Source organism: Hydrocarboniphaga sp. (assembly GCF_028291725.1).
Lineage (GTDB): Bacteria > Pseudomonadota > Gammaproteobacteria > Nevskiales > Nevskiaceae > Hydrocarboniphaga.
On sequence record NZ_JAQGNT010000107.1, the window covers coordinates 1 to 19,360 of the forward strand.

Below are 19,360 nucleotides of genomic sequence, written 5' to 3' on the forward strand. Positions count from 1 at the left end.
CTGGATCAAGGCCCTCACTCAGTACGGCCTGATCCCCGCAGCACCCTGATCTCCACCCCGCTTCCCATGGCCTCAAAAGGCCAGGGACCTCTGCGCCCTAAATCAGGTCTCTTTCACGTTAATCTACGGAGCATGTGTAGGTTGGGGTGAGCGCAGCGAACCCCAACATCATCGGCGCGTCACTCCAGCTTGTGCAGCCCGAACTTCTCCATGCGCCGGTACAGCGCCTGGCGCGACAGGCCCAGCTCGCGCGCCGCGCTGGCGATCACGCCGCCGCTGCGCGACAGCACCGCCTGCACGGTTTCGCGGTCCGGTTCTGGCAGCACGAAGCTGGGCGCGCTCTCGGCCATGCGCTCGCTGACCGCGGGCAGGCCCAGCTCACGCGGCTGGATGATTTCGCCGGCGGCCAGCAGGCAGGCGCGCTTCACGCAGTTCTGCAGTTCGCGCACATTGCCCGGCCAGGGATAGGCGAGCAGCGCGCGCTCGGCCTCGAGGCTGAAGCGATGCGCGTTGTCGAGAAAGGCCTGGGCGGTGACCAGGATGTCGTCGGCGCGATCGCGCAGCGCCGGCACGCGCAGCTCGATCACGTTGAGCCGGTAATAGAGATCTTCGCGGAACGTGCCGGCCGAAATGCCGGCGCGCACATCGGTATTGGTCGCACTGATCACGCGCACGCGGGCGCTGCGCGTCTGCGTGCTGCCGAGCCGCTCGAACTGCCCGGTCTGCAGCACGCGCAGCAGCTTGACCTGGCCCTCCAGCGACAGCGTGCCGATCTCATCTAAGAACAGCGTGCCGCCGTCGGCCGCCTCGAAGCGGCCGGCGCGCGATTTCTGCGCGCCGGTGAAGGCGCCGGCTTCGGCACCGAACAGTTCCGCACTCATCAGCTCGGCCGGCAGCGCGCCGACATTCACCCGGATGAACGGGCCGTCCGACACCGAACTGTTGGCCTGCACGATCTCGGCGATCTTCTCCTTGCCGGCGCCGTTCGGGCCGGTGATCAGCACCGGCACGTCGGCGTGGGCGACGCGCGTCGCCAGCGTCACGGTCTCGTGCATCGCATCGCTCTCGTAGACCAGGCCGCAGAGATCGAAGGCTCCGGCGACGCGCGTGCGCACCGCGCACCGCGCCGAGCGCAGCCGGTGATTCTCGCGCGTCGCCTGGCGCAGCTTCAGCAGGTTGTGCACCGTGGTGATCAGCTTGGCGTCGTCCCAGGGCTTGCCCAGATAGTCGGCGGCACCGGCGCGCATCAGGTCGACCGCGTGTTCCAGGTGGGTCCAGCCGGTCAGCAGGATCACCGGCATTTCCGGCTCGACCTCGCGGATGCTGCGGAACAGCTTGATGCCGTCCTCGCCCGAAGTGGTGTCGGAACGGAAGTTCATGTCCTGGATCACCAGGTCGATGTCCTCGGTCTCCAGCAGCTGCAGCGCCGCGGCCGGCGATTCGCAGGCGCGGGTCTTCAGGCCATGCAGCGCGAACAGCACTTCCAGCGCGGTGCAGACGGCGCGGTTGTCGTCGACGATCAGGATCGTGGCCATGGGGTCAGCGGTTTTCCACTTGGGGAGTGCAAGCTCATGACGACATTACGGGATCACGCGCGGCCGGCGCGACCCGGGAAATGTCTCAGTTGAGTAGGTTGGGGTGAGCGTAGCGAACCCCAACATCATCGCGGCGCAGACCCTGATCCGGCGGTGATCGTTGGGGTTCGCTGCGCTCACCCCAACCTACCCCCAACCACGCTACTAGCTCAGACGCTGCGCGTCGCCAGCGCCGGCGACAGCCTCGAGGCCCGCACCGCCGGCCCCAGCACCGAGCCGACGCCGAGCACGATCAGCGCGACCACGCCGAACGCCAGGCCCGGCCAGGGCAGCTGCGGCAGCGTCATTTGCCGCACCAGGGCCGCGTTCAGCAACTGCGCGGCGATCACACCGGCGACCACGCCGGTGCCGGTGATCAGCAGGTTCTCGGTGACGAAGTAACGCACGATGTCGCCGCGCGTCGCGCCGAGCGCGCGGCGCACGCCGATCTGCTTGCGGCGCAGGTTCACCCACAGGCTGGCCATGCCGACGATGCCGCTGGCGGTGACGATCAGCAGGAACACCGTCACCGCGATCAGCAGGCCGGCGACCGCGTGCTCGCCGCGATAGCGCTTGGCGCGCATCTTCGCTATGGAAGCCAGGCCATCACGACCGGCGACGCGATCCGGATCGTTCTTGGCCAACGCGGCGAGCACGGCCTGCTTGGTCTGTTCGAGCGCGCCAGGCTTCAGCCGCAGCAGGTACTGATTTTCCGTCTGCAGCAGTCGCTGCGGGAACACCACACTGTACAGATGCTTGGCGCTGACGCTGGCCCACGGCGTTTCCATCAGGCCGATCACGCCGATGATGCGCACGGCCGGAGCATCGGGCGTATTGCCGAGATAGATCGTCTTGCCGAGCACCGACTCGCCGCTTGGGAACATGGCCTTCGCCAGCTCGCGGGTCACCAGAACCACCGGCGGCGTGTCACGCGAAGTGTCGGGATCGATCACCATGATTTCGTCGGGCGTGAAGTAGCGGCCCTCTATGACTTTGACGCCGAGCGTCTTCAGTACATCGCCGTTGTCGAACACCATGCCGGCGTTGACGTTGGGCGACTCGCGCGTGTTGCCAACCGCGAAGCCGCCGCTCCAGCCGCCGCCGCCGAAAGGAATCTGATTGGTGATGGCCACCGATTCGACACCGGGCACGCCACGCAGCGTTGCCACATCGCGCTGCTGCAGCGCGTCGATGTTCTGCGAGGACGTCATCGCGAAGCGCACCGCAACGACGCGATCCTCGTCGTCGACGCCGGATGGACGCGCCGCGGTCGCCAGGCGGTCGCGGATCACATAAGCCGCATTGATCGTGATCGCAAAGGTCAGCGCGATCTGCGCGGCGATCAGAAACGCGCCGGTCTTGTTGCGCGACAGCGCCGAGAGGATGGGACGGATTTCCATATTCTGTTCCCCTTATTGCGACTTTAGCTGCAGCGCGGGCACGACCTGCGTCGCGCGCCAGGTCGGCAACAGGCCGGCCAGCACAGCGGCGGCGACCGAAAGCAGCACCGTCGTCAGCAACATCAAACTATCCATCTTCGCCAGCGCCGCGAGATCGGGCGACTGCGTCGCCATGATGTGCAGCATTCCGTAAGCGAGCACCACACCGAGCACGCTGCCGACGAGACCGAGCACGGCCGCCTCCAGCAGATACTGCGCGAAGATTTGAGCACGGCTGGCGCCGAGTGCGCGGCGCACGCCGATCTCACCGGAGCGCGAGGTGAATTTGGCCAGCAGCAGGCCGATCGTATTGACCAGGCAAACGCTCAGGAAACCGAACGCGAGCCAGGTCTGCAGCCGCGTATCGTCGTCGACCACGCCGATGAACGACAACCAATCGCGGACGTTGTATAGCCCGGTCTGATCCGGGCGCGGCAGCCGGCCGCGCGCTTTCTGCTGGCCGACGTAGGCATGCAGATACTCGCGATAATCCGAGCGATCCGAGGCCGACGCGAGCTCGACCCAGTAATGCATAAAGGTACACTCGGACACGACCAGGCCTTTGTAACCGGGCGCCGCATCGCTCTGGCAATTGACATTGCCATTGATGTCCTGCTCGGTCGCGATCGCGGTGGACAGCGGCAGAAAGATTTCCTCTTCGTCCGACATCGTCGAACCGCCGCTGCGACGACCGTTCTCCATCAGGTAGAAGCGCGGCAGCATGTGCCACTGGCCGAGCACGCCGACGATGCGGAACTCACCGTTATTGAACTTGATCGTGCGGCCGAGCGGCGATTCGTCGCCGTAGAGTTTTTGCGACATCGCGCGGCTGATAACGACCACGCGCGCTTCGTCGCGATCGTCCTCTTTGCGCCAGGCGCTGCCGAACTTGAAGTCAACATCCATCATCGCGAAGAAGTCGCGATCGACCGCGATGCCCTGCGCGACAAAGTTCTTCACGCCGGACTTCTGCGGTTCGACGATGCCGCCGGTGCCGTACATGCCGCTGCGGCGCAGGCCCTTGCCGCCTTCACGCAGGGCTTTCACGTCGAGCCAGGACAAACCGCGCGGAATATCCTCCGGCTTGCTGTCTGAGTCCGCCGGCGCATTGTCTAGCGTCACCGTCAGCAGCCGATCGCTCTTCTGCGGGATCGGGTCGGCCGACATCATGTACAGCACGGTCAGCGTCGACATGCTCGCGGCGACGCCGACCGCGAGCGTCAGGATCACTAGCGAGGTCAGCACTGGCGAACGCCGCAGCTGGCGCAGGCCCAGACGAAGGTAGTAGCCGAACATGGCGCGGCCTCAGACCGACGCCACAATGCGCGGCGCGATGCGATCGACTGGAGCGTCGGAGCGCGAATCCGAACCATGATCGAAGTCGCTGGCCTGGCCGTCCATGATGTGGATGTTGCGATGCATGCGGCGCGCGAGTTCCGGATCGTGCGTGACCATAACGATGGTCGTGCCCTGCACGTTGATTTCCTCCAGCATGTTCATCACTTCGCGCGCCATCAGCGAGTCGAGGTTGCCGGTGGGTTCGTCCGCGAACAGGATGCGCGGCGAGCCAGCGAGTGCGCGGGCAATCGCGACGCGCTGCTGCTGGCCGCCGGACAGCTGCGAGGGCAGATGCTTCAGACGCGAGGCCAGGCCGACGCGCTCCAGCGCGTCCTTGATGCGCTTGTCGCGGTCGCCGCCGCCGAGGCCGCGATAGCGCAGCGGAACATCGACGTTGTCGTAGACGTTCAGATCGGGGATCAGGTTGAACGACTGGAAGATGAAGCCGATCTTGACGTTACGGATCTTGGAGCGCTCGCGATCCGACAGGCCGGACACGTCCTTGCCGTCGAGCGTGTAGCGGCCGCCGTCGAAAGTCTCGAGCAGGCCGGCGATGTTCAGGAACGTGGTCTTGCCGGAGCCGCTGGGGCCGGTCACTGCGACGAATTCGCCCTCTTCGACTTCCAGGCTCAGGGAGCGCAGCGCGTGCGTCTGCACCAGGTCGGTCCGGTAGATCTTCTGCACGCCTTCCATCTTCAGCATGGTGTTGCTCCTGAAATCGTCAATTGATTGCTGCTGATCGCTGCAGCTGTAGGAGCGGCTCTTAGCCGCGATTGGCAATCACGGACGCAATCGCGGCTAAGAGCCGCTCCTACAGTTCCGCGATTCATCACCGGATCAATACACTGGGGGCACTTTCAAAAGCATCGTCGCCGGACACCACGACTTCATCGCCGGCTTGCAGGCCCGCGGTGATTTCGACGCGGTCGATTGCGACCGCACCCACGGTGATCGCGGTGCGCGTCGCCAGGCCGTCGCGCACCACGTAGGCGTAGCGTCCGCCGCCGGCGTCGATGAACGAGCCGCGCGGCAGTTGCAGCACGGCGTCGCGCTGGTCGAGCACGATGCGCACCGAGATGCGCTGGTTCTGGCGCAGCTCCGGCGGTGCCGTGTCGTCGAAGGCGACGCGGCCGGTGACGATGTTGTTGTTGACCTCGGGCGAGATCGCGGTCAGGTGACCGCGTACGAGTTTGGAGCCGACAAGCACTTCGGCCGGCATGCCGATGCCGAGGCTGTCGGCATAGGTTTCCGGCACCTGGATGTCGACTTCCAGCCGCGACAGATCGACCACCGTCATCAGCGGCGCATTGGCGGCGACCGCGGCGCGCTGCGCGATGTTGAGCGTGCCGATCACACCGCTGACCGGCGCGATCACGTTGAGCTCGTCGACGCGGCGATGCAGATTGTCGACATTGAGTTTCTGCCGCTCGACTTCGAGCCGGCGCGACTGCAGCTGAAAATCCAGGCTCTGGTTCTTCAGCTTGTTCTCCTCGACGGAGTGCGCGTACTTGACCTGCGCCACACGCAACTCGTCGGCGCGACGGTCGACCTCCATCACCGGCAGTACGCCGAGCTGATGCGCGTCCTGCGCGCGCTTGAGTTCGCGCTCGGCGCCTTCGACGCCGACCTTGGCCAGCTCGACGGTCTGCCGGTTCTGCAGACGCGAGGTCTCGACGTCGATGCCCTCCTGCGCCAGCGTCGCCCGCAAGCCCTGCAGATTGGAATCCTCGCGCGCGTATTCGTTGGTGACTTCGGGGCTATCCAGCGTCGCCAGCAGCTGGCCCTGATTGACGCTCTGGCCGGCCGCGACTTTCAGCGTGACGGTGCCGAGCGCCGGCGCGTACAGCGTCGGGCTGACCGCGGCAACGACGCGGCCCTGCGCGGACAGATCGGACACGAACGGCGCCAGCGCGACCTTGGCGATGCGCAGGCGATCACCAGCGATCGAGCGATGCGCGCCACTGAAGAAAAAATTCCAGGCCCAGACCACGGCGACGAGCGCCACCAGCACGCCGCCGGCGATCGGCAGCCAGCGCCGGCGCTGCTTTTCGACCGCGGTGTCCTGGCCGGAAGTGTCGCGGATGATGCCGGAGAGCGGAGCGTTCATGCCGCTTATGTGGCAAGGCGCGTGCAAATCCGGAGCGGCGATGGCAAGTGCTTGGCGCTGCTCGGAATCTGCTTGCGCACACGGCCGCAAAGGTTTCGATCGAACTGTCCGATCACGATCGCCGGACACCGGCCGGACACCCGCACCGCGTCCGCTCCGCGGAACTGTAGGAGCGGTCCTTGACCGCGAATGTGCTGTTGATGGCCGCAATCGCGGTCAAGGACCGCTCCTACAGTTCCGCGTAGGTTGGGGTGTGCGCAGCGAACCCCAACATCGGCACGTGCACACGTTGGGGTTCGCTGCGCTCACCCCAACCTACACCGCTAGCGCTTCAGCGAGCCCAGCAGGCCGCGCAGCAGCGTGCGGCCGATCTCGCGACCCAGCGTGCCGGACAAGCCCCGCACGGCGCTCTTGATTGCGGCGTCAGCGACGCTGTCGCCACGGCGTGTGCTGGTGCGTGGTTTCGGCGCCGATTTGCCCCAGGCATCCTCGACGTCGCGCTTCCAGTCCGAGCCGGTTTCCGGCTTCGACGCCTCGGCGCGCTGGCTCAGCCGCTCATAAGCCGACTCGCGATCCACCGCCTGCTCGTAGCGTCCACGCAGCGGGCTCGCCGCGATCAGCGCGGCACGCGCCGCATCGTCGAGCGCGCCGATGCCGGAACGCGGCGGGCGGATCATCGTGCGGTCGACCATGCCCGGCACGCCGCCCTCGCCCAGCGTCGACACCAGCGCCTCGCCGACACCGAGTTGCGTGATCGCCTCGGCGACATCGAAGGCCGGGTTGGCGCGAAAGGTTTCGGCCGCCGCACGCACCGCTTTCTGATCGCGCGGCGTGAACGCCCGCAACGCGTGCTGCACCCGGTTGCCCAACTGCCCGAGCACGCTGTCCGGCAGATCCAGCGGGTTCTGCGTGACGAAGTAGATGCCGACGCCCTTGGAGCGGATCAGCCGGATCACCTGCTCGACCTTGTCGACCAGCGCCGGGCTCGAGTCCTTGAACAGCAGATGCGCCTCGTCGATGAACACGGCCAGCTTGGGTTGCGGCGCGTCGCCGGCTTCCGGCAGATGCTCGTACAACTCGCTGAGCAGCCACAGCATCACCGCGGCATACAGCCGCGGCTGCAGAAACAGTTGGTCCGCGGCGAGCAGATGCACCAGTCCGCGGCCCTGGGCGTCGACGCGCAGCAGATCGTGCAGGTCCAGCGCCGGCTCGCCGAAAAAGTGCTCGGCCTTGTCGCTGTCCAGGCTCAGCAGCGAGCGCTGGATCGCGGCGACCGAGGCGGCGCTGACCAGGCCGTAGTCGGCGCCCAGGGATTGGGATTGGGTTTTGGCCTTGGCCGCAACCTCGGTCAGCAGCGCACGCAGGTCCTTCAGATCGAGCAGCAGCAACCCCTGATCGTCGGCATAGCGGAACGCCAGCGTCAGCACCGAGGCCTGCACCTCGGACAGCTCCAGCAGCCGCGCCAGCAGCAGGGGCCCGAGATCGGACACCGTCGCGCGCAACGGATGGCCGCGGCGGCCGAACACGTCCCAGAACACGGCCGGGCAGGCCAGCGGCGTCCAGGACTCCATGCCGGCGCGGGCCGCTCGCGCCTGAATTTTGTCGCTGGCGATACCCGCGCGCGCGATTCCCGACAGGTCGCCCTTGATGTCGACCGCCAGCACAGGCACGCCGAGCGCCGAGAAGCCTTCGGCAAGCACTTGTAAGCTCAGGGTTTTTCCGGTGCCGGTCGCCCCGGCGATGAGGCCGTGGCGATTGGCGTAGCGCGGGTCCAGCGCTTGCAGGGTGGCACCACGTCCAATGTGCAAGGGAATGTCCATGGAAACTCTCGGATCCAGCCGTTCGCGAAAAGGTCGCGCATGGTGGTGCCTGCAAAGGCTTCGGTACAAGCGCGCCCCGGCTAAGATTGGCCACCGCTTGAGCAGCGGCTGGCCGGAGGAACCACTCCGGTCACTCGCGCCGCGCCGACAAAACCCCTGGTGATGCTCCCGTGAAGCTCAAGTACTACTTCGCCGCCGCGGTGATCGCGACCAGCGCCCTGGTGGCGGCGGTGATACTCGGCTGGGTCGAGGGCAACGCCTCGACTCTGGCGACGGTGTCGATCCCGCTGTTCCTGATCGGCGTCTCGGCAGCCTGGTTCCTGGATGCGCTGGACCGGCGCCTTTCGGATCTGTCGCAGACCGCGCATGCGCTCGCCGCGCCGTCCAGCGCTCAAGCCGTGGGCCTGGCACGCACCGACGACACGGTCACGGTGATCGCGCGCTCGCTCGACGGTGTGCAGCGGCGCATGAGCGAGCTGCAGACGCGCTTCGAACAGCAGCGCGCGATCGCCGAGCACGCACCCGACGCGATGTGGGTGCTGCACGTGGAATCCGCTTGCCTGTCCGACGTCAACCAGAGCTTCGTCGATCTGTGCGGGCTTCCGCGCGAGCAGATCATCGGCGTCACGCCGCGCATGTTCGGCCTGCGGCCGCAGGCCGACGGCACGCCATCGACCGATTTTCTGCAATGGCTGATCGAGCACGCGCTGGCCGGCGAGCGCGTGGTCGCCGGCTGCACGCTGCTGACCAGCAGCGGCGAGCGGCTGCCCTGCGAAGTGCGCGCCGCCAAGCTGCCCTCGCTGCCCGGCCGAACCTTGATCGGCGGCACCCTGATCGGCATCAGCGAGCGCCTGAAGTCGGAGCGTGCGCTCGCCGATCGCCTCGCGTTCGAAGCCCTGATCTCGAAGCTGTCGACCGAGATGATCACCTACAACTCGCTGCAGATCGACGAGGGCATCAACCGCGCCCTGGCCGAAATCGGCCGGCTGATGCAGGCCGATCGCTGCTACGTGTTCACCTACGACGACAGCGACCGGCTGCTGGCCTGCTCCCATGAGTGGAGCGTGCCCGGCGTGCTGTCGCTGCGCGAACACGGCAGCGCGGCGGCGCCGGCCGATTTCCCGTGGTCGCAGTCGTTTTTGCAGCGCGGCGAGATCGTCAATGTCGCGCGCACCACCGACCTGCCGCCGGAAGCGGCCAAGGAGCGCGCCGCCTGGACGCTGTCCGCGGTGCGCTCGGTGGTGATGGTGCCGCTGCGGCCGCGGCCCAGCGTGCCCGGGCTGGTCGGCTTCGAGTGGATCCACAACGAGCGCGTGTGGCCACCCGAGCTGGTGTTCCTGCTGACGGTGTTCGGCGAGATGATCAGCAACCTGCTGGCGCGGCAGGTGGTGGAGCGCGAATTGGCGCGCCAGCACGAGGCGCTGGAGCGGAGCATCAGTGAGCTGACCCGCAGCAACTCCGAGTTGCAACGCTTCGCCTATGCGGCTTCGCATGATCTGCAGGAGCCGCTGCGCGCGATCTCCGGCTTCTCCGACCTGCTGGTACGGCGCTACAAGGGCCGGCTCGACGCGACCGCCGACGAGTATCTGGACTTCGTTCGCGACGCCGCCGGCCGCATGCGCGGCATGATCAACAACCTGCTCGACTACTCGCGCATCGACGCCAGCCCGCGGCCTTTCGAGGTCTGCGACATGAACGAGGTGCTGAACCTCGCACTGGCCAACCTGCATGCCTCGATCGACGAACTCGAAGCGCGTATCGAATGCGAGCGCCTGCCCAGCGTCATGGGCGATCCTTCGCAGCTGCTGCAGCTGCTGCAGAACCTGATCAGCAATGCGATCAAGTTCCATGCGGACGCACCGCCACATGTGCACGTGGAGTGCAAACTCGTCGACAAGGAATGGCTGATCAGCGTGCGCGACAACGGCATTGGCCTGCGCGTGGAAGACAGCGAACGCATCTTCGAGGTCTTCAAACGCCTGCACGCGGCGGATCGTTATCCGGGCAGCGGCATCGGCCTGTCGGTATGCAAGCGCATCATCGAGCGCCATCGCGGCGGCATCTGGGCGCAGCCCAACGAGGATGGTGTCGGCGCGACGCTGTGGTTCACGCTGCCGGTGCTGGCGGAGGACGCGGCCTGACTTCCCTCTCCTTTGGAGTATGGGTATCTACACATCATCCCGCTCGCGTGTAGGTTGGGGTGAGCGTAGCGAACCCCAACGTGTGTCCGCGCCGATGTTGGGGTTCGCTATGCTCACCCCAACCTACTCAACTGGCGGAAGCGGCCTAACTTCCCTCTCCTTTGGAGAGGGGAAATCAGCCGCCGGCGAGCTTGACCACGGTGCGGCCGCGGGTCTGGGCCGCGATCATCGTCGCGCACACCTCGGGTACGTCTTCCAGCTCGACGGTTCGGGTCGCGATCAGGCCGTCGAGCTGCGCCGGCTTCCAGTCGCCGGCCAGCTTGCTCCACAGGTCCAGCCGCCATTGTCGCGGCATCTCCACCGAGTGGATGCCGAGCAGCGACACGCCGCGCAGAATGAAGGGCATCACCGTCGCCTGCAGGTCCGCGCTCGCCGCCAGGCCAACGCTGCCGACATTGCCCCAGGGCCGGGTGCTGCGGATCAGCCAGGACAGCATCTCGCCGCCGAGGTTGTCGACCGCCCCGCCCCAGAGCACCGACTCCAGCGGTCTGCTGCCGAGCTTGAGTTCCTGGCGGCTGATCACCTCGTCGGCGCCGAGCTGCTTCAGATAGTCCTCGGCGCCGGCCTTCTTGCCGGTGATCGCGGCGACCGTGAAGCCGGCGCGCTTGAACAGCGTGATCGCGACCGCACCGACGCCGCCGGTGGGCCCGGTGATCGCGATCGTGCCGTTCTCCGGACGCTGATGGTTCTCGAGCATCCGGCGCAGCGCGATGGCGGCGGTGAAGCCGGCCGTGCCCAGCGCCATCGCCTCGAACAGGCTCAGCCCGTCCGGCAGCGGCACCACCGCCGAGGCCGGCATGCGCACGTACTCGGCGAGTCCGCCATCGAGCAGTTCGCCCATGTTGCAGCCCGTCACCAGCACCTTGTCGCCGGGCTTGAACGCCGCATCGACACTGGACTCGACGATGCCGGAACAGTCGATGCCGGCGACACGCGGCAGCGCGCGCATGATCCGGCTCGTGCCGGTCACCGCCAGCGCGTCCTTGTAATTCAGACAGGAGTAGGCGACGCGGATCACCACCTCGCCCGGCGTCAGATCGTCGATGCTCAAGCTGTCGAAGCGCGCTTCGGTGCGCTTGTCCACGGCGTGTACCCGCAACGCCTTGAAACGGCTCGGACTGCTGCTCATTTCATCTCCTGGTCTTTATCTGTAATCGCATGCCCGCGGAAATTCTGCCACAGGCAGCCACTGGCACCGGCCACGGAACGGGATCAGTTCAGTACACTGCCTGCCCACCGCCGACCCGCGTCTTCGCGATCTGCCGCCCATGTCCACACTCGCCAGGCAATACACCCTGAACCCACCGCTCGACGAATCCGAGCTGCTGCCCGAGCCGGTCGACCAGCTGCAGAACTGGATCGCAGCCGCCAGCGAAGCCGGCATGACCGAGCCCGGGGCAATGACGCTGGCCACGGTCGGCGACGACGGCCGGCCCTCCGCGCGCATCGTGCTGTGCAAGGGCTTCCATGATGGCGGTGTCTGCTTCTTCACCAACTACGAGAGCCGCAAGGGACGCGAACTGGCCGCGCGTCCGCAGGCCTCGCTGGTGTTCTGGTGGGACAAGCTCGAGCGTCAGGTCCGGCTCGAAGGCCCGGTCGAGCGCGTCAGCCGCGAGCAGTCGCTGGAGTATTTCCGCAAGCGCCCGCGCGAATCCCAGCTCGGTGCCTACAGCTCGCGCCAGTCCGCGGTGGTCGCCACGCGCGAAGAGCTGGACGCGCGCATGGAGGCCAACGAGCAGGCCTTCGCCGGCAGCGAGATTCCGTTGCCCGATTCCTGGGGCGGCTACGTGCTGAGGCCGCAGGCCGTGGAGTTCTGGCAGGGCCGCCGCGGCCGCATGCACGATCGCCTGCTGTACCTGCGCGACGCCGCCGGCTGGCGTATCGAGCGCCTCGAACCTTAGCGTCGTCGCGCATCAACACTCAATCGCTGGGAGTCTCAACCATGTCGATGCCGCGCATCGTCTTTTCATTGCTGAGCGTCGTGCTTGTGGTCGCCTGCGCAACCTCGCCGCTGGGCCGCAGACAGCTCAAACTGGTGTCGGATTCCGAAGTCAGCCAGATGGGCATCAACTCGTTTACCGAGCTGAAGCAGAAAACACCGGCGACCAAGGACAGCCGGGAAGCGGCCTACGTGCAGTGCGTGGCCGGCGCGATCACGCGCGTGATTCCGCAGATGCAGTGGGACGTGACGATCCCGGCAAGCTGGGAAGTGGTGACTTTCGAGAGCAAGGACGTCAATGCGTTTGCGTTGCCGGGCGGCAAGATCGGCGTCTATACCGGCCTGCTGGGCGTGGCGACCACGCAGGATCAGCTCGCGGCGGTGATCGGCCACGAAGTGTCGCATGTGCTCGCCGGCCATTCGGCCGAGCGCGTGTCTTCGGACGCGGTCGGCGAGGTCGGCACCGTGGTCGCCTCGGCCTTTACCGGCATCGACGCCAGCACGCTCAGCGTCGCGACCAAGACCCTGTTCCTGCTGCCCTACTCGCGCGCCCACGAGAGCGAGGCCGACCTGCTCGGCATGGACCTGATGTCCAAGGCCGGCTTCGATCCCAGCCAGTCCATCGCACTGTGGAAGAACATGGCCGCGGCCAGCAACGGCCAGGCGCAGCCGCAGATGCTGTCGACGCATCCGTCGAACTCGACCCGCATCCACGACCTGAGCGCGCGCCTGCCGCAGGACCAGGTGCTGTATCAGCAGGCCCGGGCTAGCGGTATGCGGCCCAGCTGCAGCCGGTAAGACCAGCACCGCGCTTGCCGTAGGTCGGCAATCCCTTGCCGACGTGAGGCCCCGGTTGCGAATCGTCGGTTTCGCACCGCGTGCACATGTCGGCAAGGGATTGCCGACCTACGGTGTACCGACGAAATGGCAGGCGGCATAGCCGCCGTGCGCGACGCGGCGCAAGCTCGGCATCGCGCGGTTGCAGCTCTGGTCGGCCATCGGGCAGCGCGTGGCGAACACGCAGCCCGGCGGCGGGCTCAGCGGATTGGGCACCTCGCCCTGCAGCGCCGGCCGTGCATATTCGTGCTGCGGCATCGTCAGCTCGTCCGGCGGCATCGCCGCCAGCAGCGCGCGCGTATACGGATGCACCGCCTGCTGGAACAGCGCGTCGCGCTGCGCCTGCTCCATGATCCGGCCGAAGTACATCACCAGCACGCGCTGCGACAGGTGGCGCACCACCGCCAGATCATGCGCGATGAAGATCATCGCCAGGCCGTATTCGGCCTGCAGCTCGGCCAGCAGGTTGATGATCTGCGCCTGCACCGATACGTCGAGCGCCGACACCGGCTCGTCGCAGATCAGCACGCGCGGCTGCACGATCAGCGCCCGCGCGATGCCGACACGCTGGCACTGGCCGCCGGACAGCTCGTGCGGAAAACGCTCCGCATGTTCGGTACCCAGGCCGACTTTCTCGAGCATCGCCAGCATGCGCGCGGTGCGCTCGGTCCGGGTCAGATCCGGGAACAGCGTCTTCAGCGGCTCCTCGATGATCCGGCCGATGCGGTGGCGCGGATTCAGGCTCGATTGCGGGTCCTGAAATACCAGCTGGATATCGCGGCGCAGCGGCCGCCAGGCCTTTTTGTCGAGCCGCGCCAGGTCGACGGTGCGGCCGTCGGCAGCGGTGTATTCGATCGCACCCGAGGTCACCGGCTGCAGCCCGACCAGCGCCCGCGCGATGCTCGACTTACCGCTGCCCGACTCACCGACGATGCCGAGGGTCTCGCCGGGATACAGGTTGAAATCGACCCCGTCGACCGCGCGTGCCACGCCGCCACGCCGCCACGGCAGCCGGCTCCGCAACGGGTAATGGATTTTGAGCCGGCGGACGGCGAGCAGCGGAGGACTATCGTTCACGCCGCCATTTTAAGGCCAGCGGCGCCGCGGCGCTGGCGGTCGCTACCTCAAAAACTCGATGAATCCGCGTTCAGCTGCGTAGGTTGGGGTGAGCGCAGCGAACCCCAACATCGGCGCGGACACCCGTTGGGGTTCGCTGCGCTCACCCCAACCTACGCGCTTTAGCGGATGGTTGCGGACGGCACCGTCCGGCGCAAAGCGTCGCCAACCGTCATCGCACCGCTCGCGTCCAGTTCCTCGCGGGTGACCACCTGGCCGGCCGCATTCACACAATGGCCCTTGGTCGGCAGCCGCGATCCGGTCTGCATGCACGGCCGCGGCTTCTCGCCATCGGACTGGCTCGGCGACGGGCTTTGCGCCGAGATGTCGGCGGAGCTACCGGCAGTGGCGGCGGGCTGCGCCGCCGGCGCCCCAAAGCTGATCAGGTATAGCAGTACGGCAGCTGCGGAGATTCGATGGCTATTCATGATGTTCACCTGCTGGTTGCAGCAACCCTGATAGGACCGCGCAAAACCCCGAGAAGTGCCGCGCCGCTGCTCACGGCCTATTCGAGCAGGCTGCGCAACATCCACGCGGTCTTCTCGTGCAACTGCATGCGCTGCGTCAGCAGGTCGGCAGTGGGTTCATCGCTGACTTCTTCGGCAGCCGGGAACAGGCTGCGCGCGGTACGCGTCACGGTCTCGTGATCGGCGACCAGGTTGCGCACCATCGTCATCGCCTCCGGATGCGTGCGGTCTTCTTTCACTGCCGCCAGTTCGGCGTATTCGCTGTACGAGCCCGGTGCGTTGAAGCCCAGCGCGCGGATGCGTTCGGCCACCAGATCCACTGCCAGCGAGGCCTCGGTGTACTGGCCCTCGAACATCAGGTGCAGCGTGTTGAACATCGGGCCGGTGACGTTCCAGTGATAGTTATGGGTCTTCAGATAGAGCGTGTATTCGTCGGCCAGCAGACGCGACAGACCTTCGGCGATCGCCTGGCGATTGTCCTTGGGAATACCGATGTCGACCTTGGGTGCCTTGGACGGGGCGCGGTCCTTCTTGCTCATCTCGATCTCCTTGGTTTTGTTCATGCGCCAGCTTACGCAAGGGTTGGCGATTTACGAAGTGAAACTTTTACAAGCGCTTGATTGGCTGTCGCTATCAGGCGCCGCCGGCGGGCAGCTTCTGCCGGCGGTAGTAGCTGAAGATATCGTTCAGCTTGCGGCGCGGCTGCCAGCCGAAAGTCTCGCGGAACAGCCGGCCGTCGATGACCACCGGATACTTGAAGAAATCGATCATGTAGCCCGGGAAGAATGCATTCCAGTTCAGAACATTGCTGATCAGCCTGGGCACCGCCGGCGGCACCGACGGAATCGGCAGCCGCTTGCAGCCGCATTGCGCGACTGCGTCCTGGTAGGCGATCCAGTCTTCCGGCGCGACGTTGTAGATGCCGGGGCGGTTCTGCTCGAACGCGAGCTTGATCGCGTCGGCCATATCGTCGACGTGCACAAACTGCATCATCGGCGAGAAGCCGATCAGCACCGGCGCGACGCTGCGCGCCAGCAGGATCGACATCGTATTGCGCACGCCCGGGCCGAGCACCGAGCACGGGCGCAGGATCGTGATGTTGAGCTCCGGGTGCTTCCACAGATAGATGTTGGCGAGTGATTCCAGCTCCACCGAATCGACCAGCTCCTGGGTGACTTCGGCGGCTTTCAGCGGCTGGTCTTCGTCCAGCAGCGCCGGGTTGTAGGCCGACGCGCCGTAAACCAGGAAAGTCGAATACACGATCACCTGGCCGACGCCGTAGCGCTTGGCCAGTTCCAGCAGCTTTCTCATGCCCAGCACGTTGGAGTTGTAGCGCCGGTGCCGATCGGACTCGTGCGCGAAGATCCGGCCGATATGGATGATCGCATCGACCTTGTGGTTGCGGAACACGTCCTCGAAATCGCGTTTGTGAATCTCGACCTTGTACGTGGGGATGCCGCCATCGATGTCGACCTTGTGACGGAAGTCGACCGCGATCACGTTGTATTGCGGATACAGCCGGGCGATCACGCGCTTGGCCAGCGAGCCCGCTGCGCCAGTGACCAGCACGGTCTTCGCAGTCGCGGCGGGTTTTTTGCGGGCGGCCATCGGTCCGGATATTCCTTAAAAGATCTTGGTGCGTTGCTTCAGGCCGACATCGATCAGACCGCGGATCGCGTCCTTCACCTGGTCGACCCGCTTCTGCACCTCGTCTTCGCGGGTCACGCAGCCGCCGAAGTGCATGGGCTCGCCGAAGTTCAGAAACACCCGCGCCGGCAGCGGCAGCAGCGGCCCGACCGGGAAATACGGGATGCCGAGCAGCTTCGCCAGCGGCCAGAAGTTCAGCAGTGAGGGCATCGTCTCTTCGCAACCGACCACGCCGATCGGGATAATCGGCACGTTCTGGGTAACCGCCATGTGCATGAAGCCGTGGCCGAAACGCTGCAGCTCGTAGCGTTTTGCATACGGCTTGCCGGAGCCGCGCACGCCCTCCGGGAACACGACCAGCAGTTCCTCGGCCTCGAGCATCTTGGTCGCGTTCAGCGGATCGCCGATCACCGAGCCCCAGGCGCTGAAGATGTTGCCGAGCCAGGGCACGGTCGGGAAAAACCGTTCGATCATCGAGCGCGGCACGCGCGGCCCGTTGTCGTTGGTCGCCACCGCCACCGAGATCATCATGCCGTCCATCGGCAGCTGGCCGGAATGGTTGGCGACCAGCAGCACGCGCCCCGTGGCGGGAACATGTTCCAGGCCGGTGGAGGTGACACGGAAGTAATGATCGTAAAGCAGCTTGGCGAGGCCGAGCCCGACCTTGGCCTGGCTCTCGTTGTAACCCCAGGGGTCGTAGCCGAAGCTGCCGACCGGCTTGGGCATGCGCGCCATCCAGGCATCGATTTCGGGCGTGACCACCCGGCTCATCAGGGCTTCTTTGAGGGCGTCGGGTGACAGCGACTTCAGCGATTCGCGCAGATTCATGGTCGGCTTTTTTGCGTCTCCTCCGACGCCTGCCGAACTTAAGTCATATTGCCGGCTGCGGGAAGTCGTAAACGGACTACAAACGTAGGTCGGCAATCCCTTGCCGACGGGTACGCCCGAAGCGCAATCGCGGCCTCACGTCGGCAAGGGATTGCCGACCTACGCGGCTTCCGCCGGAACCCTTTCGCGCTGCTGCATGCGCCAGAGGCCGGCGTAAGCGCCGCCGGCGGCCAGCAGCTGGTCGTGGCGGCCCTGCTCGATCACGCGGCCCTGGTCGAGCACGACGATCTGGTCGGCGTGCACGATCGTCGACAGGCGATGCGCAATCACCAGGGTCGTGCGGCGTGCGGCGACTTCTTCGATCGCAGTGATGATCGCGCGCTCGGATATCGAGTCCAGCGACGAGGTCGCTTCGTCGAAGATCAGGATCGCCGGGTTTTTCAGCAGTGCGCGCGCAATCGCGACGCGCTGCTTCTCGCCGCCGGACAGCTTCAGGCCGCGCTCGCCGACCGGCGTGTCGTAGCCCTGCGGCAGCTGGGCGATGAAGCGTTCCAGATGCGCCAACCGCACTGCCTGCTCGACGTCTTCACGGCTCGCGCCGGGGCGGCCGTACTGCAGGTTGTAGAACAGGCTGTCGTTGAACAGCACCGTGTCCTGCGGCACCACCGCGATCGCGGCGCGCAGGCTGGCCTGGCTGAATTCGCGCAGGTCGTGGCCGTCGATGCTGATGCGGCCGCCGTCCGGATCGTAGAAACGGAACAGCAGCCGCGCCAGCGTGCTCTTGCCGGCACCGCTGGCGCCGACCACGGCAACGGTCTTGCCGGCCGGGATATCGAAACTGACGCCTTTCAGAATCGTGCGATCGGCGTTGTAGCCGAAGCGCACATCCTCGAAGCGCAGGCTCGGCGAGCCGACCACCAGCGCCTTGGCATCGGCGGCGTCCTGCACTTTCGGCGTCACGTCCAGCAGCGCGAACATGCGGTTCATGTCGGTCAGCGCGCGGCGGATTTCGCGGTAGACGAAACCGAGGAAGTTCAGCGGAATGAACAATTGAATGACGTAGGCGTTGATCGCGACGAAGTCGCCCAGGCTCATGCCGCCGGCCGCGACGCGCTGCGCCGCCAGCACCATCATCAGGCTCAGGCTGCCGGCGACGATCAGCGACTGGCCGACGTTGAGCAGGCCCAGCGACAGGCGGTTCTGCTGCTGCGCGGTTTCCCATTCGGCCAGGAAGCGGTCGTATTCATCGGCCTCGTGCTTCTCGTTGCCGAAGTATTTGACGGTCTCGTAGTTCAGCAGCGAATCCACCGCGCGCGTGTTGGCACGCGAATCGAGCTGGTTGGCGATGCGGATGAAGCGCGTGCGCCACTCGGTGACGACCACCGAGAACGCGATATACACCGTCACCGACACCGCGGTGATGATCGCGAACACAGGGCCATACGCCCACAGCAGGATGCCGGCGACCAGCACCAGCTCGAAGATCGTCGGCAGGATGTTGAACAGCATGAAGCGCAGCAGGAAGCTGATGCCGGCGACGCCGCGCTCGATATCACGCGACAGCCCGCCGGTGCGGCGGCCCAGGTGAAAGTCCAGATCCAGGCCATGCAGGTGGCGGAACACCTGCAGCGCGCCGCGGCGCACCGCGCGCTCGGCGACGCGGCCGAACACCACGTCGCGCAGCTCGCCCATCAGCACATTGACGAAGCGCAGCGCGCCGTAGGCGAGCAGCAAGGACAAGGGCACGAGGGCGATCGCGTGATGGCGCGTGTCGAGGCTGTCGACCATGTGCTTGAGCACCAGCGGCAAGGCCACGCCGGACAGCTTGGCGATCACCAGGCAGGACATCGCCAGCGCGATGCGGCCCGGGAAATCCCGCAGGTGCGGCAGCAGCGCCGGCAGCATGCGCCAGTCGGGCGCCTCGGCTCTGGCGTCGGCTGCGGGTTCGGCGGGCGGCAAGCGGTTGGGGCGCGGCATGGAGGCCCATTGTAGAGAAGCCGCCGCCAGCAGGGGTTTTTGCCCAGATCGCCGCAGCGGCAGGCGGCTA

The 19,360-nt window shown here is 66.2% G+C and carries 16 protein-coding genes; 3 read left to right on the forward strand and 13 right to left on the reverse strand.

Going from position 1 to position 19,360, the window contains the following annotated elements:
• Positions 1 to 179 precede the first annotated feature (179 nt).
• The 6 genes from JWQ90_RS27010 to JWQ90_RS27035 all read right to left on the reverse strand — a co-directional run bounded on the left by JWQ90_RS27010 (position 180) and on the right by JWQ90_RS27035 (position 8,278).
• Entirely contained in the window at positions 180 to 1,535 is a 1,356-nt protein-coding gene (locus JWQ90_RS27010) for a sigma-54 dependent transcriptional regulator (RefSeq protein ID WP_299698188.1), read from the reverse strand.
• 209 nt (positions 1,536 to 1,744) lie between these two features.
• Complete coding sequence (locus tag JWQ90_RS27015; protein ID WP_299698189.1) at positions 1,745 to 2,974, reverse strand: FtsX-like permease family protein; 1,230 nt, start codon at positions 2,972 to 2,974, stop codon at positions 1,745 to 1,747.
• A gap of 12 nt (positions 2,975 to 2,986) precedes the next feature.
• Entirely contained in the window at positions 2,987 to 4,309 is a 1,323-nt protein-coding gene (locus JWQ90_RS27020; RefSeq protein WP_299698190.1) for an ABC transporter permease, read from the reverse strand.
• Positions 4,310 to 4,318: 9 nt separating this feature from the next.
• Positions 4,319 to 5,053 carry an ABC transporter ATP-binding protein gene (locus JWQ90_RS27025; RefSeq protein WP_299698191.1) on the reverse strand — a complete coding sequence of 245 codons (735 nt, stop codon included), beginning with the start codon at positions 5,051 to 5,053 and terminating at the stop codon, positions 4,319 to 4,321.
• A gap of 127 nt (positions 5,054 to 5,180) precedes the next feature.
• Positions 5,181 to 6,458: an efflux RND transporter periplasmic adaptor subunit gene (locus tag JWQ90_RS27030; RefSeq protein ID WP_299698192.1), complete on the reverse strand. Its 1,278-nt coding sequence runs from the start codon at positions 6,456 to 6,458 to the stop codon at positions 5,181 to 5,183.
• Between the two features lie 323 nt (positions 6,459 to 6,781).
• A complete protein-coding gene (locus JWQ90_RS27035; RefSeq protein WP_299698193.1) occupies positions 6,782 to 8,278 on the reverse strand; it encodes a helicase HerA-like domain-containing protein in 1,497 nt (498 codons plus the stop codon).
• Between the two features lie 170 nt (positions 8,279 to 8,448).
• Here JWQ90_RS27035 and JWQ90_RS27040 point away from each other — a divergent pair, with 170 nt between their 5' ends.
• Positions 8,449 to 10,419, forward strand: a complete 1,971-nt coding sequence (locus JWQ90_RS27040) for an ATP-binding protein (protein ID WP_299698194.1) — start codon at positions 8,449 to 8,451, stop codon at positions 10,417 to 10,419.
• Positions 10,420 to 10,594: 175 nt separating this feature from the next.
• Here the strand turns inward: JWQ90_RS27040 and JWQ90_RS27045 are convergent, their stop codons facing one another.
• Positions 10,595 to 11,608 carry a YhdH/YhfP family quinone oxidoreductase gene (locus JWQ90_RS27045; protein ID WP_299698195.1) on the reverse strand — a complete coding sequence of 338 codons (1,014 nt, stop codon included), beginning with the start codon at positions 11,606 to 11,608 and terminating at the stop codon, positions 10,595 to 10,597.
• 139 nt (positions 11,609 to 11,747) lie between these two features.
• Here JWQ90_RS27045 and pdxH point away from each other — a divergent pair, with 139 nt between their 5' ends.
• Together pdxH and JWQ90_RS27055 are read left to right on the forward strand one after the other, a co-directional pair.
• Positions 11,748 to 12,380 carry a pyridoxamine 5'-phosphate oxidase gene (gene pdxH / locus JWQ90_RS27050; RefSeq protein WP_299698196.1) on the forward strand — a complete coding sequence of 211 codons (633 nt, stop codon included), beginning with the start codon at positions 11,748 to 11,750 and terminating at the stop codon, positions 12,378 to 12,380.
• A 41-nt stretch (positions 12,381 to 12,421) separates the two neighbouring features.
• Complete coding sequence (locus JWQ90_RS27055; protein WP_299698197.1) at positions 12,422 to 13,216, forward strand: M48 family metallopeptidase; 795 nt, start codon at positions 12,422 to 12,424, stop codon at positions 13,214 to 13,216.
• A 108-nt stretch (positions 13,217 to 13,324) separates the two neighbouring features.
• Here JWQ90_RS27055 and JWQ90_RS27060 read toward each other — a convergent pair whose 3' ends face one another.
• The 6 genes from JWQ90_RS27060 to JWQ90_RS27085 all read right to left on the reverse strand — a co-directional run bounded on the left by JWQ90_RS27060 (position 13,325) and on the right by JWQ90_RS27085 (position 19,290).
• Positions 13,325 to 14,332 (reverse strand): oligopeptide/dipeptide ABC transporter ATP-binding protein, encoded by a 1,008-nt coding sequence (locus JWQ90_RS27060; RefSeq protein WP_299698198.1) that lies wholly within the window; start codon positions 14,330 to 14,332, stop codon positions 13,325 to 13,327.
• Positions 14,333 to 14,493: 161 nt separating this feature from the next.
• Positions 14,494 to 14,799, reverse strand: a complete 306-nt coding sequence (locus tag JWQ90_RS27065) for a hypothetical protein (protein ID WP_299698199.1) — start codon at positions 14,797 to 14,799, stop codon at positions 14,494 to 14,496.
• 77 nt (positions 14,800 to 14,876) lie between these two features.
• A complete protein-coding gene (locus tag JWQ90_RS27070) occupies positions 14,877 to 15,377 on the reverse strand; it encodes a Dps family protein (protein WP_366919617.1) in 501 nt (166 codons plus the stop codon).
• A gap of 94 nt (positions 15,378 to 15,471) precedes the next feature.
• On the reverse strand, positions 15,472 to 16,446 hold the full coding sequence (locus tag JWQ90_RS27075; RefSeq protein WP_299698201.1) for an SDR family oxidoreductase: 975 nt from the start codon (positions 16,444 to 16,446) through the stop codon (positions 15,472 to 15,474).
• A gap of 15 nt (positions 16,447 to 16,461) precedes the next feature.
• Positions 16,462 to 17,313, reverse strand: a complete 852-nt coding sequence (locus JWQ90_RS27080; RefSeq protein WP_299698202.1) for a lysophospholipid acyltransferase family protein — start codon at positions 17,311 to 17,313, stop codon at positions 16,462 to 16,464.
• Positions 17,314 to 17,472: 159 nt separating this feature from the next.
• A complete protein-coding gene (locus JWQ90_RS27085) occupies positions 17,473 to 19,290 on the reverse strand; it encodes an ABC transporter ATP-binding protein/permease (protein ID WP_299698203.1) in 1,818 nt (605 codons plus the stop codon).
• Positions 19,291 to 19,360: the final 70 nt, after the last annotated feature.